Below are 23,678 nucleotides of genomic sequence, written 5' to 3' on the forward strand. Positions count from 1 at the left end.
CTCCGTGGTCGCTTACGGCAGGACGCCCAGCAGCTCGACGTCGAAGGTCAGAGTCGCGTTCGGGCCGATCGGGCCACCCGGGGTGCCGTTCTCACCGTAAGCCAGCTCACCCGGGATCCAGAAGCGGTACTTCGAACCGACCGGCATCAGCGCGACGCCTTCGGTCCAGCCCTTGATCACCTGGTCCAGGCCGAACTCGGCCGGCTGGCGACCATAGGAGCTGTCAAACACGGTGCCGTTGAGCAGCTTGCCTTCGTAGTTCACACGCACCTTGCTGCTCGGCAGCGGGCGCTCGCCGCTACCCGGGCGGATGATCTGGTACTGCAGGCCAGACGGGGTGGTCACCACGCCCGGCTGGGTCTTGTTCTTGGCCAGGAACGCGTTGCCTTCCTCGCGGTTGGTCTGCGCAGCGGCGGCGGCCTTGGCCTGCATCTCGGCCTGCTTGCTGCCCATGAAGGCCTGGATGGTGGCGGTCGCGTCAGCTTCCGTCATCTTCGGCTGGCCCTTGCTCAGGCCTGTGCTGATCGCGTCAAACAGCGAGGCGACATCGATGTCGTCCTTCAGCTGTGCCAGCGACGGGCCGACCGAGTACGAACCGATCATCTGCGACACTTTGACGCGATCGACCTTCGGCGGCTGCGAACCCGGCGCCATGCCCGGCACCTGCTGGCCACTGCGGGCCATCACGACCTGGCGCAACGCGGCATCGGTGGCCTTGGCCTGTTCCTGGGTGATCTGCGGCTGCAGGCCTTCGAACGAACGCTCCACGGCAGTGCGCAGCGCGGCCACATCGATCTCATCGGCGATCGGGGTGAACGACTTGGCGACATCAAGGCCGATGGCGTAGCCGAGCTTCTGCTTGGGGGAATTCAAGGTTGCGGTCTCCTTGACGGCTGCGGGGGCAGCCGGTTGTTGCGACAGAGCGACACCCGAAGTGCCCATCGCCAGAATCAGAACCGACGCCGCGGCGCCGCGCATTCCCATCTTCATTCGCTGCATTCCTGGAAGTGTCTGGGCGCCGACGTCGGCGCGAAAAGAAACATTGTCGCACGCATGCCGTCGATGTCGAGGCATCCGTGCCGGATATCAATGCGTGGCGGCTGCGGCCAGCGCCTTGTCGATGGCGGCGGTCAGCTGCGGATCGTCCGGCGTTACCTTGCTGGCGAACTGGGCAATGACCTTGCCATCGCGGCCGACCAGGTACTTGTGGAAGTTCCAGCCCGGCGCCACGCCGGTGGCCGCGGTCAGCCTCTGGTACAGCAGCGTGGCCTGTGCACCGACGACATGCACCTTCTCGAACATCGGGAACCTGACGCCGTAGGTGAGCGTGCAGAAATCCTGGATCTGCTTTTCGTCACCGGGCTCCTGGCCCTTGAAATCGTTGGACGGGAAACCGAGCACGGCAAAGCCGCGGCCGGCATAACGCTTCTGCAGCGCCTCCAGGCCTTCGTACTGAGGGGTATAGCCGCACTTGCTTGCGGTATTGACCACCAGCAGTACCTGCCCGTGGTAGCGCTGCTGCAGGTTGACCTGCTGCTTGCTGGCCAGTGGGCGGTACTCCAGGTCCAGCAGATCGGCCGCCAGCACATGGCCGGAACCGGCCAGGCCGGCCACCAGCAGGGTCAGCAGGGACAGGCCGCGCAGGCGGCGCGGGATAACGGTCGGCAGGGGCATCGAGAGCGGTCCGCGGTAGCCATTCACAGGGCCGGCCGGTAGCGGCCGGGAATCGGCCGAACTATAGCACCGCCCCCCGCCCCCCCGTTGCGGCAAGCGCCAGCGGCTTTGCGCGGCGTGGCGTCTTCCCGCTGGCCTTGCCAACGACGGCGCAGTGATGACATAGCATGGACAACACTGAATGGCAGGCGGAACTGGACCAGCCCGCACATCAAATTTATTTCCCTTTCCAATCAAATGGATAAGAGGATATTTCAGCAATTTGACCACCCCTGCCATCAGTTGGGGACGGCAGGGGGTTGCACCCAGGCGTGCCGGTGTTATAGTTGCATACAACACCAGTCACCTGAGACAGGGGGAAGCCGTGAACGCCCGCATCCGTCGCAACCTCACCGCACCCGCGGCCGCTGCTGTTTCGACCCTGATCGTGCTGGCCTGGCTGGCCACGCCCACCACCCCCGCCTCTCCCGACAGTGCGCAGGACGCAACCGCTGCACCGGCCGGGAACGCCGATTCCTCCCCCCCTCCCCCGCGTCGGCTGCACAGCTCCCTGTCCATGCCGTATTTCTCGTTCGCCCAGCCGCTGACCCCACGGAGCTGAATATGAGCGACATCCAGTGGAGCGACGGCGCTCCCATCTACCGTCAATTGAAGGAGCGCGTGATCGCCATGATGCTCGACGGAATCCTGAAGCCGGGCGATGCCCTGCCTTCGGTGCGCCAGGTGGCCGCCGACTATCAACTCAACCCCATCACCGTTTCGCGCGCCTACCAGGAACTGGCCGATGAAGGCCTGGTCGAGAAGCGCCGCGGCCTGGGCATGTTCATGACCGAGCAGGCGGCCACGCAGCTGCGCAGCAGCGAGCGCGAGCGCTTCCTCAACGAAGAATGGCCCGCGGTGCTGGAGCGCATTCAGCGCCTGGGCCTGAGCCTCGACGAATTGCTGCCCCAGGGGAACGTCTGATGAACAGCACTGCAAGCGAACCCGTCATCACCGCGCGAGGCCTGCGCAAGGCCTACAGGACCACGGTAGCCCTCGACAACGCCAGCTTCAGCATTCCGAGCGGGCGCATCGTCGGCTTGATCGGCCCCAACGGCGCCGGCAAGACCACCGCACTGAAGGCCATCCTCGGCCTCACCTCGGTGGAAGGCGACCTGAGCGTGCTCGGCCGCGATCCGCGACTGCATCGCGACGAGCTGATGAATGACATCTGCTTCATCGCCGACGTCGCCGTGCTGCCGCGCTGGCTGAAGGTGCGCGAGGCGATCGACTTCGTCGCCGGCGTGCACCCGCGCTTCGACCGGGCCCGCTGCGAGCGCTTCCTGGCCAATACCAAGCTGCAACCGAAGCAGCGCGTGCGCGAACTGTCCAAGGGCATGATCGTGCAGCTGCACCTGGCGCTGGTGATGGCCATCGACGCCCGCATCCTGGTGCTGGACGAGCCCACTCTCGGCCTGGACATCCTCTATCGCAAGGAGTTCTACCAGCGCCTGCTGGAGGACTACTTCGACGAACAGAAGACCATCATCGTCACCACCCATCAGGTGGAAGAGATCGAGCACATCCTCAGCGACGTCATGTTCATCCGTGATGGCCGCATCGTGCTCGACGCGGACATGGACGACGTCGGCCAGCGCTACACCGAGCTGCTGGTCAACGCCGACCAGCTGGAGACCGCGCGTGCGCTGAAGCCGATCGACGAGCGCAGCCTGGCGTTCGGAAAGACCGTGATGCTGTTCGATGGCGTGCCGCGCACCCAGCTCTCCACCCTTGGCGAGACCCGCAGCCCGGGCCTGGCCGATCTGTTCGTCGCCATCATGAAGGGGACCTACGCATGAATGCCGTCAACCACCCCGTCAGCCCGATGGGCACCCTGCGCTGGCTGCTCAAGCGCGAGTACTGGGAGAACCGTGGCGGTTTCCTGTATGCACCGTTGATCGCCGGCCTGATCTCGCTGGTGATGAGCACCATCGGCATCGCCTTCGGCCTGTTCGCCCTGCACCGGGCCGCGCGTGATGGTGGCCTGCACATCGACGGCGAAGACGTGAACATCAACGGCCTGGACCTGGCCCTGCTGACCCGCGACATCAGTGCCAAGGACCTGGCTGACCTCGGCAACGGCCTCGACCTGACCCTGGTGCTCAGCTCGGCCTGGCCGTTCCTGGTACTGGCCTTCGTGGTGTTTTTCTACTGCCTGGGTGCCCTGTACGACGACCGCCGCGACCGCAGCATCCTGTTCTGGAAGTCACTGCCGCTGTCGGATACCCAGACCGTGCTGTCCAAGGTGATCAGCGCACTGATCGTGGCCCCGCTGATCGCGGTGATCGCCGGCATCATCACCATGTTCGGCTTCATGCTGGTGATCAGCATCGTCGCGCTGATGCACGGCGGCAGCCCAATGACCCTGATCTGGGGCCCGGCCAGCCCGCTGACCCTGGCCGCCGGCCACCTGGCCTGGATCCCGGTCTACGCCCTGTGGGCCCTGCCCACCGCCGGCTGGCTGCTGCTGTGCTCGGCCTGGGCCCGCAGCAAGCCGTTCCTGTGGGCGGTGATGCTGCCGCTGTTCGCCGGCGTCATCGTCAGCACGACCAAGGTGATGCCGCTGATCGGCCTGACCACGGGCTGGTTCTGGCAGAACATCGTTGGCCGGCTGCTGCTGGGCGGCGTACCGGGCACGGACCTGGTGTATCGCCTCAGCGCCGAGGAAGGCACGCGTCGCGACCTCGAATCGGTGGTCAGCCTGATGTCGCCGGCCTCGCAGCTGAAGTCACTGGCGATGCCGGAACTGTGGATCGGCGCCGCCGTCGGCGCCGTGTTCATCGTCCTTGCCATCCGTCTGCGCAAGCGCGCCGGCGAGATCTGATTCCATCCACCCGGAGGCACCACCCATGCGTTCCCTGCTCGCCTGTTCTGCGTTGTTGCTGTTGCCGCTGTCGGCGCTGGCCGCCGATGCTCCGAACTGCAAGTTCACCGCCGCCCGCACGCTGAAGCTGGATGTGGCCGGTGCCAGGGCTGTGGTGCTCGAGGTCAACCAGCACGACCTGAAGGTCGTCGCCGGCAAGGGCACTGGCCAGCTCGATGGCCGCGCCTGCGCGTCCAGCCAGGAATGGCTGGACCAGCTGGTACTGGACCAGCGCAGGGTGGGCGACAAGCTGGTGGTGAGCCTGCGCCGCGAGGGCCGCGACAGCGGCATCAGCCTGGGCAGCAGCTACGCCTGGCTGGACATCCGTGGCAGCGTGCCGGACAACCTGCCCCTGCAGCTGAGGGTCGGCTCCGGCGACGCCAGCGTGGACAACGCGCAGTCGCTGAGCGTGGATGTCGGCTCCGGTGATGCCATCGTGCGTGGCACCCGCGGCAGCATCCACGCAGCGGTGGGTTCGGGCGACCTGGACATTGATGGCGGCAGTTCGCTGAACCTGCTTTCGCTGGGTTCCGGCGACGTCAAGGTGCGCAACATCGGTGGCGATGCGGTCACCGGCACTGTCGGTTCGGGTGACCTGAAGATCAGCGATGTCCGCGGCAACGCACGACTGGACACGGTCGGTTCCGGCGACATCGGGTTCAAGCGCGTGCAAGGCAACGTCGAGGTCGGTGTGGTCGGCTCGGGCGATGTTGATCTGTCCGACATCGGCGGCAATGTGCATGTGCGCAGCCACGGCTCGGGGGACATCCAGGTCGATGGCGTGCGCGGCAGCCTGACCGTCGACCACAGCGGCAGCGGCGATGTCGGCCACCGCAACGTCAGTGGCACCGTCACCCTGCCCCGTAAGAAGTAACCGCTAACGGATCGATCGAGGAAACTGCCATGAATCTGCTGCGCGTGCTGCCTGCCACCCTGCTGTGCCTGCCGCTGATCGCCTGCGGCGGCACTTCTTCCGCACCCGACAAGACCATCGGCAAGAGCGTCGCCGAGGCCACCAGCGGCGTCGGCCAGACTGTCAAGGAGGCCATGGACGATGCCCGCAAGGACATCACCGAGGGCAACATCAAGATCTCGGCCGACAAGCAGCCGCGTGCCGAGATCACCCCGGATGGCCGCCTGCTGATCGCCGGCAAGGAAGTGGCCGCCAACGAAACCCAGCGCCGCCAACTGCAGGAGTACCGCGGCCACGTGGTCGCCATTGCAATGGACGGCATGGATGTCGGCCTGGCCGGTGCCAAGCTCGGCGCCAGTGCTGCCGGAGAGGCCCTGAAGGGCATCTTCAGCGGCGACAGCGAGGGCATCGAGAAGCGGATCAATGCCGAGGCGGAGAAGATCGAAGCCCAGGCCAAGCGCATCTGCAACCGCATGCCGGCGATGCTGGCCAGCCAGCAGGCGTTGGCCGCTTCGCTGCCCGCGTTCAAGCCCTACGCCACAATGGACCAGAGTGACGTCGACGACTGCGGCAAGGACACCGTGGTCCAGCGCTAGGCCTGTGACAGATCAGCGCACCCGGCCGGCAGCGGCGCCCCGCTGCCGGCCGTCACGTGCCGACCGGCTTACAATGTCGGCCCCGGACGCCCCCGAACCGAATGCCATGAAGAAGTTGTTCCTGCTGCTGGCCGCCCTGCTCTGCCTGGGCCTGGTCGGCTGTGACAAGGATTACCGCAATCACCGCGCCGAGCGCGGCAAGCCCAAGATTTCCGTCAGCGAAGGCATGGTGACCGTGCGTCGCCCGCCGGCACCGAACATCATCATCCTCGGCGATGGCACGATGAAGCTGGACGAGATCCAGATCCCGCTGGACCAGGGGCAGAAGCAGATGCTGCAGACGATGTTCGGCAAGCTGCAGGTGCTGCGCCAGAACACCCTGGTCGCCGCCCCGGCCGATCCCAACATGCAACCGGTGAAGATCCAGCCGCCGGAGGGCATGGAAGTGATTCCGGCGGACCTGGTCCAGCGCATACCCGAGTTCAAGGATTACACCGACACGTTCGGCAACATCGTCGCCGACCGTCGCTGAAGCAGAAACGCCGCCCCAGGGCGGCGTTTCCTCTTGTAGAGCCGAGCCTATGCTCGGCTGCTGCCCGGAACCTGAGCCGAGCATGGGCTCGGCTCTACAACCAGCAGATCAACCGCCGGCGCCACCACCGCCAGCCTGGATGCCACCTGCGGTCAGTGCGGTCGGATCCAGCAGGCGCCGCAATTCGGCCTCCTCCAGCCCGCTGTCTTCCAGTGCCACGTCCAACACCGGGCGTTGTTCCTTGTAGGCACGCTTGGCGATGGCCGCGGCCTTCTCGTAGCCGATGATCGGATTCAATGCCGTGACCAGGATCGGATTGCGCGCCAGCGCTTCGGCCACACGGTCCTCGCGCACTTTCAACCCGGCGATCGCGCTGTCGGCCAGCAGCCGCGACACATTGGCCAGCAGGCCGATGCCATCGAGCAGGTTCACCGCGATCAGCGGCAGGGTGACGTTGAGCTGGAAGTTTCCGGTCTGCCCGGCCACGGTGATTGCCGTGTGGTGGCCGATCACCTGCGCGCAGGCCATCACGGTCGCTTCCGGAATCACCGGGTTGACCTTGCCCGGCATGATCGAGCTGCCCGGCTGCAGCGCCGGCAGTTCGATCTCGCCCAGCCCGGCCAGCGGACCGGCATTCATCCAGCGAAGATCATTGGCGATCTTGATCAGCGCCACGGCCAGTGCATTGAGCTGGCCCGACAGTTCCACGGCATCATCCTGCGCGGCCAGGCCCTCGAACTTGTTCTCGGCGCTGTCGAACTTGAAACCGGTCTGTTGCTTCAGTGCCTTGGCCACCTGCGCGCCGAAGCGCGGGTCGGCATTGATGCCGGTGCCGATGGCGGTGCCACCCAGCGGCAGGCGGCGCACGCGCCTGAGGCTGTCTTCGATCCGCTCCTGCGCCGAGGCCAGCTGTGCCGACCATGCGCCGAACTCCTGCTCGAAGGTCAGTGGCATCGCGTCCATCAGGTGGGTACGGCCGGTCTTGACCACCTTGCGCAGGCTGCGGCCCTTCTTGTCCAGGGTCTTGCGCAGGTGCACCAGCGCCGGCAGCAGCTGCTCATGCGTCGCCAACACCGCCGACACGCGCAGCGCGGTCGGAATCACGTCGTTGGAGCTCTGCCCCTGGTTGACGTGGTCATTGGGGTGCACGGCGGTCTTGCCCGCCTTGCCGGCACGGTTGGCCAGTGTGGCGATGACCTCATTGGCATTCATGTTCGACGACGTGCCCGAACCAGTCTGGTAGACATCGATCGGGAACTGCGCATCCCAGTTGCCGGCGGCCACTTCGGCGGCAGCGGTCTGGATGGCCTTGGCCACGTTCTTCGGCAGATGGTCCAGCTCCGCGTTGACGCCCGCGGCGGCGCCCTTGACCAGGCCCAGGGCACGGATGAAACCGCGCGGCATGCGCTGGCCCGACACCGGGAAGTTCTGCACGGCACGCTGGGTCTGCGCGCCCCACAGGGCGTCGGCAGGCACCTGCAGCTCGCCCATGCTGTCGTGTTCGATTCTGAAACCCTTGCTTGCAGCTTTGCTCATTGCATCAACTCCGCACTACTTCAGTTGGGGAAAGGGAAGCGGCGGCTGGCAGGGTGTCGCTTCCCGGGCTGGCGGCTGCGCCAACGATACTCCCTTGCCCGCAGCGTGGGATGACGAGCGCGGGCCAGATCGTTCCGTCTGCACGGCCGTTGTGCACGCGCAGGGGTAGTGCCGGCCGCTGGCCGGCAATCCATGGAAGCGTAGGCCGGGCGTGGTTGCCGGCCAGCGGCCGGCACTACCTGACCGGCACGTCGTAGAATATGGCCCCCGCCGCTCGCCCCAGCCCTGCCGACATGTCCGATTCCGCCCTGCTCGCCCTGTCCCCGCTCGATGGCCGCTATGCCGGCAAGGTCGACGCCCTGCGCCCGATCTTCTCCGAGTACGGCCTGATCAAGGCCCGCATCACGGTCGAGGTGGAATGGCTGCTGGCGCTGGCCGCCGAGCCGGGCATCGTCGAACTGGCCCCGTTCTCCGACGCCGCCGTCGCCCGCCTGCGCGCCCTGGCCGCCAGCTTCAGCCCGGCCCAGGCTGCACGCGTGAAGGAGATCGAGCGCACCACCAACCATGACGTCAAGGCGGTGGAGTACTTCATCAAGGAACAGCTGAAGGACGACGCCGAGCTGGCTCCGGCGCTGGAATTCGTGCATTTCGCCTGCACCAGCGAAGACATCAACAATCTCAGCTACGGCCTGATGCTGGAACAGGCCCGCCGTGAAGTGCTGCTGCCGACCCTGGACGGCATCGCCAGCACCCTGCGCAGCCTGGCCCACGCCCAGGCCGGCCAGCCGATGCTGTCGCGCACCCACGGCCAGACCGCCTCGCCGACCACCTTGGGCAAGGAACTGGCCAACGTGGTCGCCCGCCTGGAGCGCCAGCGCAGGCAGATTGCCGCGGTCGAACTGACCGGCAAAATCAACGGTGCGGTCGGCAACTACAACGCCCACATCGCCAGCTACCCGGACGTGGACTGGCCTGCCTTCGCCGAGCGCTTCGTGACCGGCCTGGGCCTGGTATTCAACCCGTACACCACGCAGATCGAGCCGCACGACAACGTGGCCGAGATCGGCGATGCCGCACGCCGCGCCAACATCATCCTGATCGACCTGGCCCGCGACATCTGGGGCTACATCTCGCTGGGCTACTTCAAGCAGCGCCTGAAGGAAGGCGAAGTCGGCTCGTCGACGATGCCGCACAAGGTCAATCCGATCGACTTCGAGAATGCGGAAGGCAATTTCGGCATCGCCAACGCCCTGTTCGAGCACTTCAGCGCCAAGCTGCCGATCAGCCGCTGGCAGCGTGACCTGACCGATTCCACCGTGCTGCGTGCGCTGGGCACCGCGTTCGGCCACAGCCAGGTGGCGCTGGATTCGCTGGCCAAGGGCCTGGGCAAGCTGGAGGTGAACCCGCAGCGCCTGGATGCGGATCTGGACGCGGCCTGGGAAGTGCTGGCCGAGGCCGTGCAGACGGTGATGCGCCGCCATGGCCTGCCGAACCCGTACGAGCAGCTGAAGGCGCTGACCCGCGGCCAGGGCATCACGGCCGAGTCGATGCGTGCGTTCGTGCAGGGGCTGGAGCTGCCGACGGATGCGAAGCAGCGTCTGCTCGAGATGACCCCGGGCAGCTACACCGGCCTGGCCGAGGCGCTGGCAAAGAAGATCTAAGGGGTTTGCTTGCGGCGGCGGCCGCGGGCGCTGCCTGCGGCAGGCTTAACTGCAACTGCAACGTCAAAGGCGGCTCTGGGTTACTGCCTCGCTTGGCGGGGCGGGTTGGGTTCGCGGGGGACGCCGTGAACCCGTCCCTGGGGGCTTGGCCGCGGCATCCATGCCGCGGACACCCCCGCGAACCCAACCCGCCCCACCTCTGACAGTTTCCCGGTGACGGATCGAAGAGCATTGGGTTGTCGGGACGGAATTTGAAAGAGGGACGCGGCTTCGCCGCGTCCCTCTTTGTTTGAGGGTCTTTTGTAGAGCCGAGCCCGTGCTCGGCTGCTTTTGGGCACGGGCAACAGCAAGCCGAGCGTTGGCTCTGCTCTACATGAGCAAGCGCAGCGCGCGACCCGCTTTTGCCTTTGATTTTCTTCTTTCATTCCGTGGCGGGCCGCGCAGGAAACTGTCAGGGGCCGGGCTGGTGGGCTGCGCGGGGGTGTCCGCCGCATGGATGCGGCGGCCAAGCTTACAGGGACGTACTTGCAGCGTCCCCCGCGCAGCCCACCAGCCCGGCCAAGCGCGGCTTTTGCTTGTGAACCCGTCCCCGCCACGAGGGGCTCCGCCGTTGGCCGGACACCCCGCGACAAACCACCACACGTGCGCAATCCCCACGAACGTCGGACAATGGAGACCTCGGCGGCCCGCCACGCCGCCCCTCCCGCTTTCCGCTGCAAGGATTCCCCCATGGCCGCCCGCAAGTCCTCCGCCCCCCTCATCGAAGTCACCGCCCGCCCCGGCCAGCCGCTGGGCATGGCGCCGGCCACCTTCCTGCGCGACTTCTGGCAGAAACGCCCGCTGCTGATCCGCAACGCCTTCCCCAACTTCCAGACCCCGGTGCAGCCGGAAGACCTGGCCGGGCTGGCCTGCGAGGAAGGCGTGCTGGCGCGCCTGATCGAGCACGACAAGACCCGGGACGGCTGGCGCGTGCGCACCGGCCCGTTCCAGGAAGACGTGTTCCCCGCCCTGCCCGACCACGACTGGACCCTGCTGGTGCAGGACGTGGACAAGTGGGACCCGGATGTGCGCGCCCTGATCGAGCACTTCAGCTTCCTGCCGCGCTGGCGCATGGATGATGTGATGATCAGCTTCGCCGCTACCGGCGGCTCGGTCGGCGCCCATGTCGACCAGTACGACGTGTTCCTGCTGCAGGCCCACGGCCACCGCCGCTGGCAGATCGACGCCAGCGAATCGATCAAGGGCAAGCAGCCGCCGCTGGGCTTCCGCCCGGACGTGGAACTGAAGCTGCTGAAGGTGTTCAAGCCGACCCACGACTGGGTGCTGGCGCCGGGCGACATGTTGTACCTGCCGCCGAACGTGCCGCACCACGGCGTCGCCGAGGATCCCTGCCTGACGTTCTCCTTCGGCATGCGCGCGCCGTCCTCGGCCGAACTGATCAGCGACTACCTCGACACCCTGATCGCCGATGCCGACGAGAACATCCGTTACCAGGATGCCGACCTCAAGGTGCCAGCCGACCCGAACGAAATCGACACGGTGGCGATGGCGCGGGTGATCACCGCGCTCAACGCCATCCGCATGAACGACCCGGACAAGCTGGGTGACTGGTTCGGTCGCTTCATCACCACCTACCGCGCCGCCGGCGAAGTGATGGCCCACCAGGCCGCGCCGGCTCCGGAGGAAGTGGTCCAGGCACTGGCCTCCGGCCTGCTGCTGCAGCGCCACCCGTGGGCACGCCTGGCCTGGCGCCGGGCCAAGCGCGGCGCCAGCCTGTACGTCAGCGGCCAGGACTTCGCGCTGCCGGTGAAGGACGCCCAGCGCCTGGCCGGCGCCGAGCAGCTCGACGCCGCCGCCTATCGCGGCCTGTCCGACAAGGGCCGGGCCGTGCTCCAGCAGCTGCTGGTCGGCGGCGTGTTCCAGCTGATCGATCCCAGCGAAATGTATGACGCTGAAGACGAGGACGACGGCGAAGACGCCGTGGTCCTCGGCGAAGTGGTCGAAGGCCGTGACCGCGTCGACGCGATCGACGCCGACGCGGTGTCCGACGATGTCCACTCCGTGACCGTGCACGACGACGGTATCGAGGTCATCGTCAACTTCGAGGACGACGACGAAGACGACAGCACGGGCCGGGCCTGAGCCCTCACCATGGTCCGGGTCCAGCAGGTCAGCCACGCCGACGCCCACGTTGCCATCCACGACGTGCGCCAACGCGTGTTCGTGCAGGAACAGGGCATCGCCGCGGAACTGGAACGCGATGCGCTGGACCCGGTCAGCGTCCATGTGCTGGCACTGGACAGTGACAACCAGCCGGTCGGCACCGGCCGGCTGGCCCCGGACGGCCGCATCGGCCGCATGGCGGTGTTGGCCAGCCATCGCAGCCACGGGGTCGGTGAGGCCCTGCTGGAGGCACTGGTCGAGGCCGGGCGCAGGCTCGGCCTGGCCGAGCTGCACCTGCACGCCCAGCTGCCCGCCCGCGATTTCTATGCCCGCCAGGGCTTCCTGCCGGAAGGCGAGGTGTTCGAGGAGGCCGGCATCGGCCACCAGCAGATGCGCCGCCGGCTGGGCGCGACCAGCGCGATCGACCGCCGCGAGCAGGCGGTGGCCATCACCACGGCCATCGTCCACCGCGCCCGCCGCCAGCTGTGGCTGCACAGCCGCCAGCTGGACCCGGGACTGCTCGACGCGGCGCCGGTGCAGGCCGCCCTGCGCCGCTTCGTCACCGCCCGCCACGACAAGCAGCTGCGGGTGATCGTGCACGATGCCGCTGCGATCGCCTCTGCCGGGGCACCGCTGCTGGCGCTGGCCCAGCGCTTGCCGAGCGTGATCCAGTTCCGCGAGGTCAGCGACCCGGTCGACCGCGCGCTGGCCTCTTCCTGCCTGCTCAACGATGCGGGCGACTTCTACTTTCGTCTGATCGGCCATCGCCTCGACGGCGAGGCCGGTATCGCGCTGCCGGCACGTTCGCAGCCGTTCGGGCAGCAATTGCAACGCGTCTGGGACCGTTCGCGCGATTGCAGCGAACTGCGCGCGCTCGGCATCTGAGCCGGCACCGCTGACCCAACCTGTCTGGAACCGGCACCAGCGGACGCGGGATACCTGTGGTGGTGCCCCTTCGTGTCCCGTTGGGGGTACAATTTGGCTGTTTGAACGCGCCCGCGCAGGGCTATTCATCTTCCTGCCGGGTCCTTCTGAAGCCATACCCCACAAAGCGAATCAACACCCTCCATCGTGGACAATCAACTGAAGCAGTTTGCGCAATCTTCGCAACTCGCCGGCGGCAACGCCTCCTATGTCGAGGACCTGTACGAGCAGTACCTGGTCTCCCCGGATAGTGTCGATCCCAAATGGAAAACCTACTTCGACGGCTTCAAGGGCCGCGAAGCAGGTGACATTCCGCACTCGGCCGTCATCTCCCACATCGCGGACGCGGCCAAGGATGCGCTGAAAGCTGGCACCGGCACCGGTGCGGGCGACGAGCGCGAGCGCAATGTCGGTCGTCTGATCACCGCCTACCGCTCGCGCGGCCACCTGGACGCCCGCCTCGATCCGCTGGGCCTGGCCGCGCCGGTCAACACCCCGGACCTGGGCCTGCCGTTCCACAGCCTGTCCGATGCCGATCTCAACAGCGAGTTCAGCACCGGCGGCGTCGGCGGCCAGCCGCGCATGAAGCTGCGCGACCTGCTCGCACGCCTGAAGGCGACCTACACCGGCTCGATCGGTGCGGAGTTCATGCACATCTCCGAGGTCGAGCAGCGCCAGTGGATCTACAAGAAGCTGGAAGCGGCCGGTGGCAACTACCAGCTGGACGCTGACACCCAGCGCCGCACCCTGGAGCGCCTGACCGCGGCCGAAGGCCTGGAGCGCTACCTGCACACCAAGTACGTCGGCCAGAAGCGCTTCTCGCTGGAAGGCGGCGACTCGCTGATCCCGATGATGGACACCATCATCCGCAGCGCCGGCAAGGATGGCGTCAAGGACGTGGTGATCGGCATGGCCCACCGCGGCCGCCTGAACGTGCTGGTCAACACCCTGGGCAAGAACCCGCGCAAGCTGTTCGACGAATTCGAAGGCAAGTTCGAGCACGACGAGCACGCGTCGGCCGGCGACGTGAAGTACCACATGGGCTTCTCCGCCGACGTGGCCACCGACGGTGGCCCGGTGCACCTGGCGCTGGCGTTCAACCCGTCGCACCTGGAAATCGCCGACCCGGTCGTGGCCGGTTCCGTGCGTTCGCGCCAGGAGCGCCGCAAGGACACCGCACGCAAGCAGGTCATGCCGATCCTGATCCACGGCGACGCGGCCTTCTCCGGCCAGGGCGTGGTCATGGAGCTGTTCCAGATGTCGCAGGCCCGCGGCTTCGCCGTCGGCGGCACCGTGCACATCGTGGTCAACAACCAGGTCGGCTTCACCACTTCCAACCCGCTGGATACGCGCTCCACGCGCTATGCCACCGACGTGGCGAAGATGATCGCCGCCCCGGTGCTGCACGTGAACGGCGATGATCCGGAAGCCGTCGTGTTCGCCGCGCAGCTGGCCTTCGAGTTCCGCCAGAAGTTCGCCAAGGACGTGGTCATCGACCTGATGTGCTACCGCCGTTGGGGCCACAACGAGGCCGACGAGCCGGCGATCACCCAGCCGCTGATGTACCAGGTGATCCGCAAGCACCCCACCACCCGCGAGATGTATGCCGAGCAGCTGGAAAAGGCGGGCGTGATCGCCGCCGGTGCCGGCAAGGCCATGGTCGATGCCTACCGCGAGAAGCTGGACGCCGGTGAAGTGACCACCGAGCTGGCCAAGGTCGAGAAGACTCCGCCGACCAGCCCGCTGTTCGTCGATTGGCCGAAGCTGCTGGAAGGCAAGCTGTCCGACCCGGTCTCGACCAAGGTCGAGAAGAACAAGCTGGTCGAGCTGGCCAAGCTGATCAACACCATCCCGGACGAAGTGCAGCTGCACTCGCGCGTGGCCAAGGTCTACGACGACCGCCGCAAGATGGCCGCCGGCGAGATCGCGGGCGACTGGGGCTTTGCCGAGAACCTGGCCTACGCCACCCTGCTCGACGAAGGCCACGCGCTGCGCCTGGTAGGCCAGGACGTCGGCCGCGGTACGTTCACGCACCGCCATGCGATCCTGCACGACCAGAAGACCGACAACTACTACATGCCGCTGCGGCAGCTGGTGGACTCGCCGGAGAAGGCCACCGTCATCGACTCGCTGCTGAGCGAAGAAGCGGTGATGGCCTACGAGTACGGTTTCTCCACCACCGATCCGAACACGCTGTGCATCTGGGAAGGCCAGTTCGGCGACTTCGCCAACGGTGCCCAGGTGGTGATCGACCAGTTCATCGCCGCCGGTGAAGCCAAGTGGGGCCGCATTTCCGGCCTGACCCTGCTGCTGCCGCATGGCTATGAAGGACAAGGCCCGGAACACAGCTCGGCGCGCCTGGAGCGCTTCCTGCAGCTGTGCGCCCTGGAGAACATGCTGGTTGTCGTGCCGTCGACCCCGGCGCAGGCCTTCCACATGCTGCGTCGCCAGCTGCACATGACCACCCGCAAGCCGCTGGTGGTGATGTCGCCGAAGTCGCTGCTGCGCCACAAGCTGGCCGTGTCGACCCTGGACGAACTGGCCAATGGCGAGTTCCAGCACCTGATCGGCGACGCCAATGCCGATGCCAAGAAGGTCAAGCGCGTGGTGCTGTGCTCGGGCAAGGTCTACTACGACCTGCTGGAAGACCAGACCAAGCGTGGCCAGGACGACGTGGCGATCATCCGCGTGGAGCAGCTGTATCCGTTCCCGCGTGCGCTGCTGGCTGCCGAGCTGAAGAAGTACGGCAAGGCCACCGACGTGGTGTGGACGCAGGAAGAACCGCAGAACCAGGGCGCGTGGTACCAGATCCGCCACCACCTGCAGTTCTGCCTGGCCGATGGCCAGAACCTGCACTACGCCGGTCGCGCACGTTCGGCGTCGCCGGCTGCCGGTCACATGGCTGACCACGTCCGCGAGCAGCAGCAGCTGATTGCCGACGCACTGGTCAACCCGTTCAACGACACGTTCGCTGAATAATCCTCCCCCTATTTAGAAGACAAACCAGGAAGCTCCCGCAATGGCCACCGAAGTCAAAGCCCCGGTACTGCCCGAATCCGTCGCCGACGGCACCATCGCCACCTGGCACAAGAAGGTGGGCGACGCCGTCAAGCGCGACGAAAACCTGCTTGACCTGGAAACCGACAAGGTCGTGCTGGAAGTGCCGTCGCCGGTTGACGGCGTGCTGAAGGAAATCAAGTTCAAGGAAGGCGATACCGTGACCTCCAGCCAGGTCGTGGCGATCATCGAAGAAGGCGCCGTGGCTGCGGCTCCGGCTCCGGCCGCTGAAGAGAAGAAGGCTGAAGCCGCACCGGCCGCCGCTGCTCCGGCCGCTGCCGCCGCTCCGGCTCCGGCTGCCAAGTCGGCCGCCGACACCCTGCCGCCGGGCGCCCGCTTCACCGCCATCACCGAAGGCGTGAACCCGGCCGACGTCGACGGCACCGGCCGTCGTGGTGCAGTGACCAAGGAAGACATCGTCAACTTCGCCCGCAACGGCGGCGCCGGCAAGGCCGGTGGCGCACGTCCGGAAGAACGCGTGCCGATGACCCGCATCCGCAAGCGCATCGCCGAGCGCCTGATGGAGTCGAAGAACTCCACCGCCATGCTGACCACCTTCAACGAAGTCGACCTGTCCAAGGTGTCGGCGGCGCGCAAGGAGCTGCAGGACGAGTTCGTCAAGGCCCACGGCATCAAGCTGGGCTTCATGAGCTTCTTCGTGAAGGCCGCTGCCAACGCGCTGCAGCGCTTCCCGCTGGTCAACGCCTCGATCGACGGCGACGACATCATCTACCACGGCTACTCGGACATCTCGATCGCCGTGTCGACCGAGAAGGGCCTGGTCACGCCGGTCCTGCGCAACGTCGAGCGCATGTCGTTCGCCGACATCGAGAAGACCATCGCCGACTACGCCAAGAAGGCACGTGACGGCAAGCTGGGCCTGGAAGAACTGCAGGGCGGCACCTTCACCGTGACCAACGGCGGCACCTTCGGTTCGCTGCTGTCGACCCCGATCATCAACCCGCCGCAGAGCGCCATCCTGGGCATGCACGCCATCAAGGAGCGTCCGATCGCCCAGAACGGCCAGGTCGTGATCGCGCCGATGATGTACCTGGCGCTGTCCTACGACCACCGCATCATCGACGGAAAGGACTCGGTGCAGTTCCTGGTGGACATCAAGAACCAGCTGGAAAACCCGGGCCGCATGCTGTTCGGCCTGTAAGAAACCTCCCGCCCCTCCGCGCCTGCGCGGAGGGGTTCTGGTAATGCATCAAGGAATAATTCAATGGCTGAACAATTCGACGTCGTCGTCATCGGTGCCGGCCCGGCCGGTTACCACGCTGCCATCCGCGCGGCCCAGCTGGGCCTGAAGACCGCCTGCATCGACGCAGCGCTGGGCAAGGACGGCAAGCCGGCCCTCGGCGGCACCTGCCTGCGCGTGGGCTGCATCCCGTCCAAGGCGCTGCTCGATTCCTCGCGCCAGTTCTGGAACATGGGCCACATCTTTGGCGACCACGGCATCAGCTTCAAGGATGCCAAGATCGACGTCGAGGCGATGATTGGACGCAAGGACAAGATCGTCAAGCAGTTCACCGGCGGCATCGGCATGCTGTTCAAGGCCAACAAGGTCGCCGCCTACTACGGCTTCGGCCAGCTGCAGCCCGGCAACGTGGTCAAGGTGAAGCAGCACGACGGTTCGGAAGTCGAGCTGAAGGGCACCAACGTCATCATCGCGGCCGGTTCGGATTCGATCGAACTGCCGTTCGCCAAGTTCGACGGCGAGACCATCGTCGACAACGTCGGCGGCCTGGACTTCACCGAAGTGCCGAACCGCCTGGCGGTGATCGGTGCCGGCGTGATCGGCCTGGAACTGGGCAGCGTGTGGAAGCGCCTGGGCGCTGAAGTCACCATCCTTGAGGCCATGCCGGAGTTCCTGGCGGCTGCCGACGCCGAAGTGGCCAAGGCCGCTGCCAAGGAATTCAAGAAGCAGGGCCTGGACATCAAGCTCAATGCCAAGGTTTCCAAGACCGAGATCACCGGCAAGGGCAAGAAGAAGGAAGTCATCGTCACCTACACTGACGCGGAAGGCGAAAAGACCCTGACCGTGGACAAGCTGCTGGTGGCCGTCGGCCGTCGCGCCGCCACCAAGGGCCTGCTGGCCGAAGGCACCGGCGTCAAGGTCAACGAGCGCGGCCAGATCGAAGTCGACGCGCACTGCCACACCGGCGTCAACGGCGTGTGGGCGGTCGGCGACTGCGTGCGCGGCCCGATGCTGGCGCACAAGGGCTTCGAGGAAGGCATCGCGGTGGCTGAGCTGATCGCCGGCCTGCCGGGCCACGTCAACTTCGACACCATCCCGTGGGTCATCTACACCGAGCCGGAACTGGCCTGGGTCGGCAAGACCGAAGCCCAGCTGAAGGCCGAGGGCATTCCGTACAAGGCCGGCAGCTTCCCGTTCGCCGCCAACGGCCGTGCCGTAGCGATGATCGAGCCGGCGGGGTTCGTGAAGATCCTGGCCCATGCCGAAACCGATCGCATCCTCGGCATGCACCTGGTTGGCGCCAACGTCTCCGAACTGGTGCACGAAGGCGTGCTGACCATGGAGTTCAGCGGCTCGGCCGATGACCTGGCCCGCATCTGCCACGCCCACCCGTCGCTGTCGGAAGTGATCCACGACGCCGCGATGGCGGTCAGCAAGCGCGCCATCCACAAAGCGAACTGATCGTCCACCTGGTAGTGCCGGCCGCTGGCCGGCTTCACCCGGATTCAAGAAGCCCCGCCTTGGCGGGGTTTTTTGTTGCTCATTTTCCTGTAGCGCCGAGCATTGGGCTCGGCGCTACACCTTTCCAGCGGGCTTCTTCGGTGGATCGTCACAGATCCGATGCTGCACCACCGTCTCGCCGACCTTCCATTCCTTCGTGACCCGGCAGCGCTCCCTGTCCCCGGGCCTCGTCGAAGCCTTCGCCCCAGCAGCATTCGCTTCGTCGGCACCGGCTGCCTGCTGGCGCTCCAGCCACACCGAAGGCGGTGCTGGAGCGGGCCCGCCAACAGGGCCAGACCGACCAGCACCACCGCCCTCATGCGGGCACCGTCCGGCCACCGAGCATGCGCGCCGGCAGCATGAACAGCGCGCGCAGGAAGGCGAACAGCGCCGAGAAGGTGATGCCGACCAGTCGGAACGGCAGGCTCAGCAGCCACACGAACGGCCAGGCGATCAGGGCGAGGATCGCCAGCGGCCAGCACAGTACGAACAGCAGGCACCACACACCGAGCGCGAACAGGGTCTTCATCACGGTCTCCTTGGGACGGCACCCTGCCGCCTGCGGACACCTTGGCGCCCTACCCTGGCGCCGGCAAACAGTTTGCGACGAAACCGGGCTGGCGGCGATGAAACCGGTCCAGCGCAGCGCAACGCCACGCCCACGCGCGGCTGCGCTTCGTGGCGACCGCATGGAACCCGCGCTGACAGCAGCTCCTGCCGGTGCCTTGGCTCGCCCGATGGTGGTTGCCGGCCAGCGGCCGGCATGACCGCTATTCGAACGAACCGACCGAGTCGTGGGCCAGGTTGTCGAAGCGGGTGTACTCACCGAAGAACTTCAGTTTGCACGAGCCGGTCGGGCCACCACGGTGCTTGCCGATGATGATTTCGGCCAGGCCCTTGTCCGGCGAGTTTTCCTTGTTGTAGTAGTCGTCGCGGTAGATGAACACGATCATGTCCGCGTCCTGCTCGATTGCGCCCGATTCGCGAAGGTCGGCCATCACCGGGCGCTTGTCGGTACGCGTTTCCAGCGAGCGGTTGAGCTGCGACAGCGCGATCACCGGCACGTTCAGTTCCTTGGCCAGGCCCTTCAGCGAACGCGAGATTTCCGAGATTTCGGTCGCGCGGTTCTCGCTGTTGCCCGGCACGCTCATCAGCTGCAGGTAATCGATCACCACCAGGCCCAGGTCATGCTCGCGCTTGAGGCGGCGGCACTTGGAACGCAGCACTTCAGGCGACACGCCCGGCGTGTCGTCGATGAAGATCTTGGTTTCCTTCAGCATCTTGATCGCGCTGGTGACGCGGCTCCAGTCCTCGTCCTCCAGCTGGCCGGTACGCAGGCGCTGCGCGTTGATGCGTCCATTGGAGGAAATCAGGCGCATCGCCAGCTGCGACGCCGACATTTCCATCGAGAACACCGCCACGCCCTTCTTCGACTTGATCGCCGCGTACTCGGCGATGTTCAGCGCGAAGGTGGTCTTGCCCATTGCCGGGCGCGCCGCGAGGATGATCAGGTCGGTCGGCTGCAGGCCAGCGGTCATCGCGTCGAAATCGTTGTAACCGGTCGGCAGGCCGGTGATGTTGCCGCCGTTCTCGAAGCGGTTGCGCAGCTCCTCGAAGGCATCCTTCAGTGCACCGGGCATGGCCACGAAATCGGTACGGCCACGCGCACCCTGTTCGGCGATTGCAAACACGCTCTTTTCCGCCGAGGCCAGCAGCTCGCTGCTGTCACGCCCCTCCGGCTGGAAACCGTCGTTGACGATGTCGGTGCCGACCTGGATCAGCTGCCGCAGCACCGCCTTGTCGCGCACGATCTCGGCGTAGGCCACGATGTTGGCCGCTGACGGCGTGGTACTGGCCAGTTCGATCAGGTAGGCGCCGTCACCCACCAGTTCCATCTTGCCCTGCGATTCAAACCACTCGCCCAGCGTCACCGCGTCGAACGGCCGTTCGCGCTCGGACAGCTCGCGGATCGCACGATAGATCATCTGGTGATCGCGACGATAGAAGTCGCTTTCGGTCAGCTGGTCGTTGACACGGTCATACGCCTCGGGCGCCAGCATCAGGCCACCCAGCACCGCCTGCTCGGCTTCCACCGAATGGGGCGGTACCCTCAACTGGTCGATGCGCGACTCGTCGCGATCGCGATCGAAGCCATCACCGCGCTCTCTGCGGTTGGAACGGAAGCCGGGACGAGCGGACATGCTGCGGTGTTTCCTGCAAAAGTGGGCCAGACGAGTGTAGGCATGTGCCGACCCCGGCAGCCATGGACAAGCCTGTGGATAAGCCGTGGGAAAACGGGGGATATCCGCCGGTACCTGGCCAGACTGGCGTGAAAGCGTCGCACTGCCTGCGACGGGCCCCGTTGCGGCGCCCGAGCGGGACATTATCGCAGATCAACGCCCCGGGGTCGGATCCCCTGCGACGCAGGGGACTCTGACCCCGCAGGCGTCAATCGCCCTTGACGTGCACTGCGATCAACGCCAGGAACCGGTCCACGTAGCCCTGCAGGAACTTCTGCGTGCCTTCGTTGTGGATCGTGCCATCGGCATCGATCAGGCCGTCCTTGAAGTGGATGAATGCCTCGGGCTGGCCCAGCACATGCATGTCCAGGAAGGCCAGGCTGTTGCGCAGGTGCTGCTGGGCCACGGCGGTACCGATCTGGCCGATGGAGGCGCCGATCACCGCCGCCGGCTTGCCGGCAAACGCACTGTCACCGTACGGGCGCGATCCGATATCGATGGCGTTCTTGAGCACGCCGGGCACCGACCGGTTGTACTCGGGTGTCACGAACAGCACCGCGTCGGCGGCGCGCACCTGATCCTTCAGCCGGGTGCCCTGCGGCGGATAATCAGCGTCGAAATCCTGGTCGTACAACGGCAGATCGCCGATCTGCACGTACTGGAAGCGCGCGCGATCACCGGCGAGCTTCTCCAGCGCATGGGCCAGCTTGCGGTTGCAGGAATCCTTGCGCAGGCTGCCAACGAACACGGCGATGGTGGGGACGGACATCGGGACATACTCCTCACGGTGCGGGAGGCCCAGCCTAGTCGCCAGGCCCGTGCCATCCGGTGAAGATCAGCCGCCGGTCACGCCGGTCCGCGCCTGCCGCCAATGCGCCTGCCAGGCCTGGAACATCAGCACGTTCCACAAGTGGGTATGCCACTTGCGCTGCCCCGCCAGGAACTGCTGCCACAGCGGCTGCACCGCCGCCGCCGACAGCACGCCCTCACGCTCCAGCCGCGCCGGCTGCAGCAGGTCCTCTGCCCAAGGTCGCAGGTCGCCCTTCAACCAGTCACTGACCGGTGCTCCAAAACCGCGCTTGGGACGGTGCACCATTGAATGCGGCACGTAACGGCCCAGCACGCGCTTGAGCAGCACCTTGCTGGTCGTCTCACTGCGCTTGAAGCCCAGCGGCAGCGACCAGGCGAACTCGGCCACGCGCCAGTCCAGCAATGGCGCGCGCGCCTCCAGGCTGACTGCCATCGAGGTCCGGTCGACCTTGCACAACAGGTCATCGGGCAGGTAGGTCACGAAATCGGCCAGCATCATCGCGTCGGCCGGTGTCCCCGCGCCGTGCAGCGGATCGGCCAGGTCGTAGAAGCTGCCGGCCGCCTGCGCACCGGGTACCGCCGCGGCAGGGTCGCGCCAGCGCGAGATGCGGTTGCGGTAGACGTCGCCGATGCCACGTGCGCCTGTCTCGGCCAGCAGCGCCGCCAGGCCACCGGTCCGCGAGGCCTCGCCCTGCTGCTGCGAGCGTGCGCCCATCCAGCGCCGCAGCGGCCCCGGCACGCGTCCGAGCATCTGCCAGTTGCGCAGCGCGCGTACATAGCGGGTGTAGCCGAAGAACAGCTCATCGCCACCGTCGCCGGACAGCGCGACGGTCACGCCCTGCCGTGCCAGCCGTGCCACCAGCGCGGTCGGCACCTGCGACGCATCGGCAAAAGGTTCATCGAACATCGCCGGCAACTGCGGCACCACCGCCAGCGCGTCGGCGCCACTGACGTACAACTCGGTGTGATCACAGCCGAGATGAGCCGCCAGCTCCCTGGCCAGCGGAGCTTCGTCATGTCCCGAGTCGGTGAAGCCGATGCTGAAACTATGCACCGGCTGCCCGCTCTGCGCCTGCATCAGCGCTGCCACCAGCGATGAGTCCGTGCCGCCGGACAGGAATACGCCGACCGGCACGTCGGCCACCATGCGCAGCGCCACCGCATCGCGCAGCAGCGTATCCAGCTGTTCCTCGGCCTCCTCGATGCGGCCCTGGAACGGGGCGGCCAACGCCGCCTGCATGCGTGCGCGCGCATCCCAGTACGGGCGCTGCGCCTGCTCCGGGCGGTGTGCCGCGGCGCCTGCGGCCACAGCCGCTGCATCCAGCCGCAGCACTCGGCCCGGCATCAGCTTGTAGCAGCGCTGGTGGATGCTGTGCGGCGCCGGGATGTAATCCAGCCGCAGCAGCAAGGTGAGCGCATCGCGGTCGATGTCGTTGTCGAACGCCGGATGTTGCCAGAGCGCCTTCAGTTCCGAACCGAACACCAGCGTGTCGCCGGCCCAGCCGTAGTACAGCGGCTTCTTGCCGACGCGGTCGCGGGCCAGCCACAGGCAACGATCCTGACGGTCCCACAGCGCGATGGCGAACATGCCGTTGCAGCGCTGCAGGGTGTCTTCGACGCCCCACTGCAGGATTGCCGCCAGCAGTACTTCGGTGTCGGAATGGCCGCGGAAGGTGTGCCCCAGCGGCTCCAGCTGTTCACGCAGGGCCGCGAAATTGTAGACCTCGCCGTTGTAGGCCATCACGTAGCGGCCGTCCGCCGAGGCCATCGGCTGGTGGCCCAGCGGGGACAGGTCGAGGATGCTCAGGCGTCGATGCGCCAGCGCGATGCCCGCCTCGGCATCGACCCAGCTGCCGCCATCATCCGGCCCGCGATGGTGCAGCGCCTGGCCCATGGCCAGCGCCTGCGCCTGCAGCGCCTCGGCCGACGCCAGCGGCGCCGGCAACAACATTCCCGCCAATCCACACAT

20 protein-coding genes are annotated in these 23,678 nt (G+C 66.5%); 13 read left to right on the top strand and 7 right to left on the bottom strand.

The features are described 5' to 3' along the window. Positions 1-12 precede the first annotated feature (12 nt). Both ACS0OT_RS12880 and ACS0OT_RS12885 read right to left on the bottom strand, forming a co-directional pair. Positions 13-990, bottom strand: a complete 978-nt coding sequence (locus ACS0OT_RS12880; protein ID WP_139727356.1) for an FKBP-type peptidyl-prolyl cis-trans isomerase N-terminal domain-containing protein — start codon at positions 988-990, stop codon at positions 13-15. 96 nt (positions 991-1,086) lie between these two features. Continuing rightward, entirely contained in the window at positions 1,087-1,674 is a 588-nt protein-coding gene (locus tag ACS0OT_RS12885; RefSeq protein ID WP_262090939.1) for a glutathione peroxidase, read from the bottom strand. 364 nt (positions 1,675-2,038) lie between these two features. On the opposite strand from ACS0OT_RS12885, the gene ACS0OT_RS12890 reads away from it, so the two are divergent. The 7 genes from ACS0OT_RS12890 (at position 2,039) to ACS0OT_RS12920 (ending at position 6,617) form a co-directional block, all read left to right on the top strand. Next, positions 2,039-2,275, top strand: coding sequence for a hypothetical protein (locus ACS0OT_RS12890; protein WP_032954303.1), 237 nt, complete (start codon positions 2,039-2,041; stop codon positions 2,273-2,275). 2 nt (positions 2,276-2,277) lie between these two features. After that, complete coding sequence (locus tag ACS0OT_RS12895; protein WP_005417481.1) at positions 2,278-2,637, top strand: GntR family transcriptional regulator; 360 nt, start codon at positions 2,278-2,280, stop codon at positions 2,635-2,637. Further along, complete coding sequence (locus ACS0OT_RS12900; protein ID WP_005417484.1) at positions 2,637-3,512, top strand: ABC transporter ATP-binding protein; 876 nt, start codon at positions 2,637-2,639, stop codon at positions 3,510-3,512. The genes ACS0OT_RS12895 and ACS0OT_RS12900 overlap by 1 nt, the downstream gene beginning before the upstream one ends. Next, positions 3,509-4,537 (top strand): ABC-2 transporter permease, encoded by a 1,029-nt coding sequence (locus ACS0OT_RS12905; RefSeq protein WP_065178601.1) that lies wholly within the window; start codon positions 3,509-3,511, stop codon positions 4,535-4,537. Before ACS0OT_RS12900 ends, ACS0OT_RS12905 begins: the two co-directional genes overlap by 4 nt. Positions 4,538-4,562: 25 nt before the next feature. Next, complete coding sequence (locus ACS0OT_RS12910) at positions 4,563-5,450, top strand: hypothetical protein (RefSeq protein WP_442255845.1); 888 nt, start codon at positions 4,563-4,565, stop codon at positions 5,448-5,450. A 29-nt stretch (positions 5,451-5,479) separates the two neighbouring features. Continuing rightward, entirely contained in the window at positions 5,480-6,085 is a 606-nt protein-coding gene (locus tag ACS0OT_RS12915) for a hypothetical protein (RefSeq protein ID WP_065178600.1), read from the top strand. A 106-nt stretch (positions 6,086-6,191) separates the two neighbouring features. Continuing rightward, positions 6,192-6,617: a hypothetical protein gene (locus ACS0OT_RS12920; protein ID WP_065186862.1), complete on the top strand. Its 426-nt coding sequence runs from the start codon at positions 6,192-6,194 to the stop codon at positions 6,615-6,617. Between the two features lie 108 nt (positions 6,618-6,725). Here ACS0OT_RS12920 and ACS0OT_RS12925 read toward each other — a convergent pair whose 3' ends face one another. Then, positions 6,726-8,153, bottom strand: coding sequence for a class II fumarate hydratase (locus tag ACS0OT_RS12925; RefSeq protein WP_442255846.1), 1,428 nt, complete (start codon positions 8,151-8,153; stop codon positions 6,726-6,728). A gap of 293 nt (positions 8,154-8,446) precedes the next feature. Here ACS0OT_RS12925 and purB point away from each other — a divergent pair, with 293 nt between their 5' ends. From purB to lpdA, 6 genes are all read left to right on the top strand, one after another. Then, the gene (purB, locus tag ACS0OT_RS12930; protein WP_065178598.1) at positions 8,447-9,814 is read left to right on the top strand and encodes an adenylosuccinate lyase; all 1,368 of its coding nucleotides are present in this window, start codon (positions 8,447-8,449) and stop codon (positions 9,812-9,814) included. A gap of 729 nt (positions 9,815-10,543) precedes the next feature. Continuing rightward, entirely contained in the window at positions 10,544-11,956 is a 1,413-nt protein-coding gene (locus ACS0OT_RS12935) for a ribosomal protein uL16 3-hydroxylase (protein ID WP_072168348.1), read from the top strand. Between the two features lie 9 nt (positions 11,957-11,965). Then, positions 11,966-12,862, top strand: a complete 897-nt coding sequence (locus ACS0OT_RS12940) for a GNAT family N-acetyltransferase (protein ID WP_442255847.1) — start codon at positions 11,966-11,968, stop codon at positions 12,860-12,862. Between the two features lie 186 nt (positions 12,863-13,048). Continuing rightward, a complete protein-coding gene (locus ACS0OT_RS12945) occupies positions 13,049-15,880 on the top strand; it encodes a 2-oxoglutarate dehydrogenase E1 component (protein ID WP_053499858.1) in 2,832 nt (943 codons plus the stop codon). Positions 15,881-15,920: 40 nt separating this feature from the next. Continuing rightward, the gene (gene sucB / locus ACS0OT_RS12950) at positions 15,921-17,120 is read left to right on the top strand and encodes a dihydrolipoyllysine-residue succinyltransferase (RefSeq protein WP_053499860.1); all 1,200 of its coding nucleotides are present in this window, start codon (positions 15,921-15,923) and stop codon (positions 17,118-17,120) included. A gap of 63 nt (positions 17,121-17,183) precedes the next feature. Next, positions 17,184-18,620, top strand: coding sequence for a dihydrolipoyl dehydrogenase (lpdA, locus tag ACS0OT_RS12955; protein ID WP_005417523.1), 1,437 nt, complete (start codon positions 17,184-17,186; stop codon positions 18,618-18,620). A gap of 355 nt (positions 18,621-18,975) precedes the next feature. Here lpdA and ACS0OT_RS12960 read toward each other — a convergent pair whose 3' ends face one another. The 4 genes from ACS0OT_RS12960 to asnB form a co-directional block, all read right to left on the bottom strand. Next, on the bottom strand, positions 18,976-19,188 hold the full coding sequence (locus ACS0OT_RS12960) for a hypothetical protein (RefSeq protein ID WP_065178303.1): 213 nt from the start codon (positions 19,186-19,188) through the stop codon (positions 18,976-18,978). Positions 19,189-19,429: 241 nt separating this feature from the next. Continuing rightward, the gene (locus ACS0OT_RS12965; protein WP_005417526.1) at positions 19,430-20,860 is read right to left on the bottom strand and encodes a replicative DNA helicase; all 1,431 of its coding nucleotides are present in this window, start codon (positions 20,858-20,860) and stop codon (positions 19,430-19,432) included. Between the two features lie 247 nt (positions 20,861-21,107). After that, complete coding sequence (locus ACS0OT_RS12970) at positions 21,108-21,668, bottom strand: NADPH-dependent FMN reductase (RefSeq protein ID WP_049410520.1); 561 nt, start codon at positions 21,666-21,668, stop codon at positions 21,108-21,110. A gap of 66 nt (positions 21,669-21,734) precedes the next feature. Next, positions 21,735-23,678, bottom strand: coding sequence for an asparagine synthase (glutamine-hydrolyzing) (gene asnB / locus ACS0OT_RS12975; RefSeq protein ID WP_065196647.1), 1,944 nt, complete (start codon positions 23,676-23,678; stop codon positions 21,735-21,737).

This window comes from Stenotrophomonas maltophilia group sp. RY12688, assembly GCF_052149045.1.
Lineage (GTDB): Bacteria > Pseudomonadota > Gammaproteobacteria > Xanthomonadales > Xanthomonadaceae > Stenotrophomonas > Stenotrophomonas sepilia.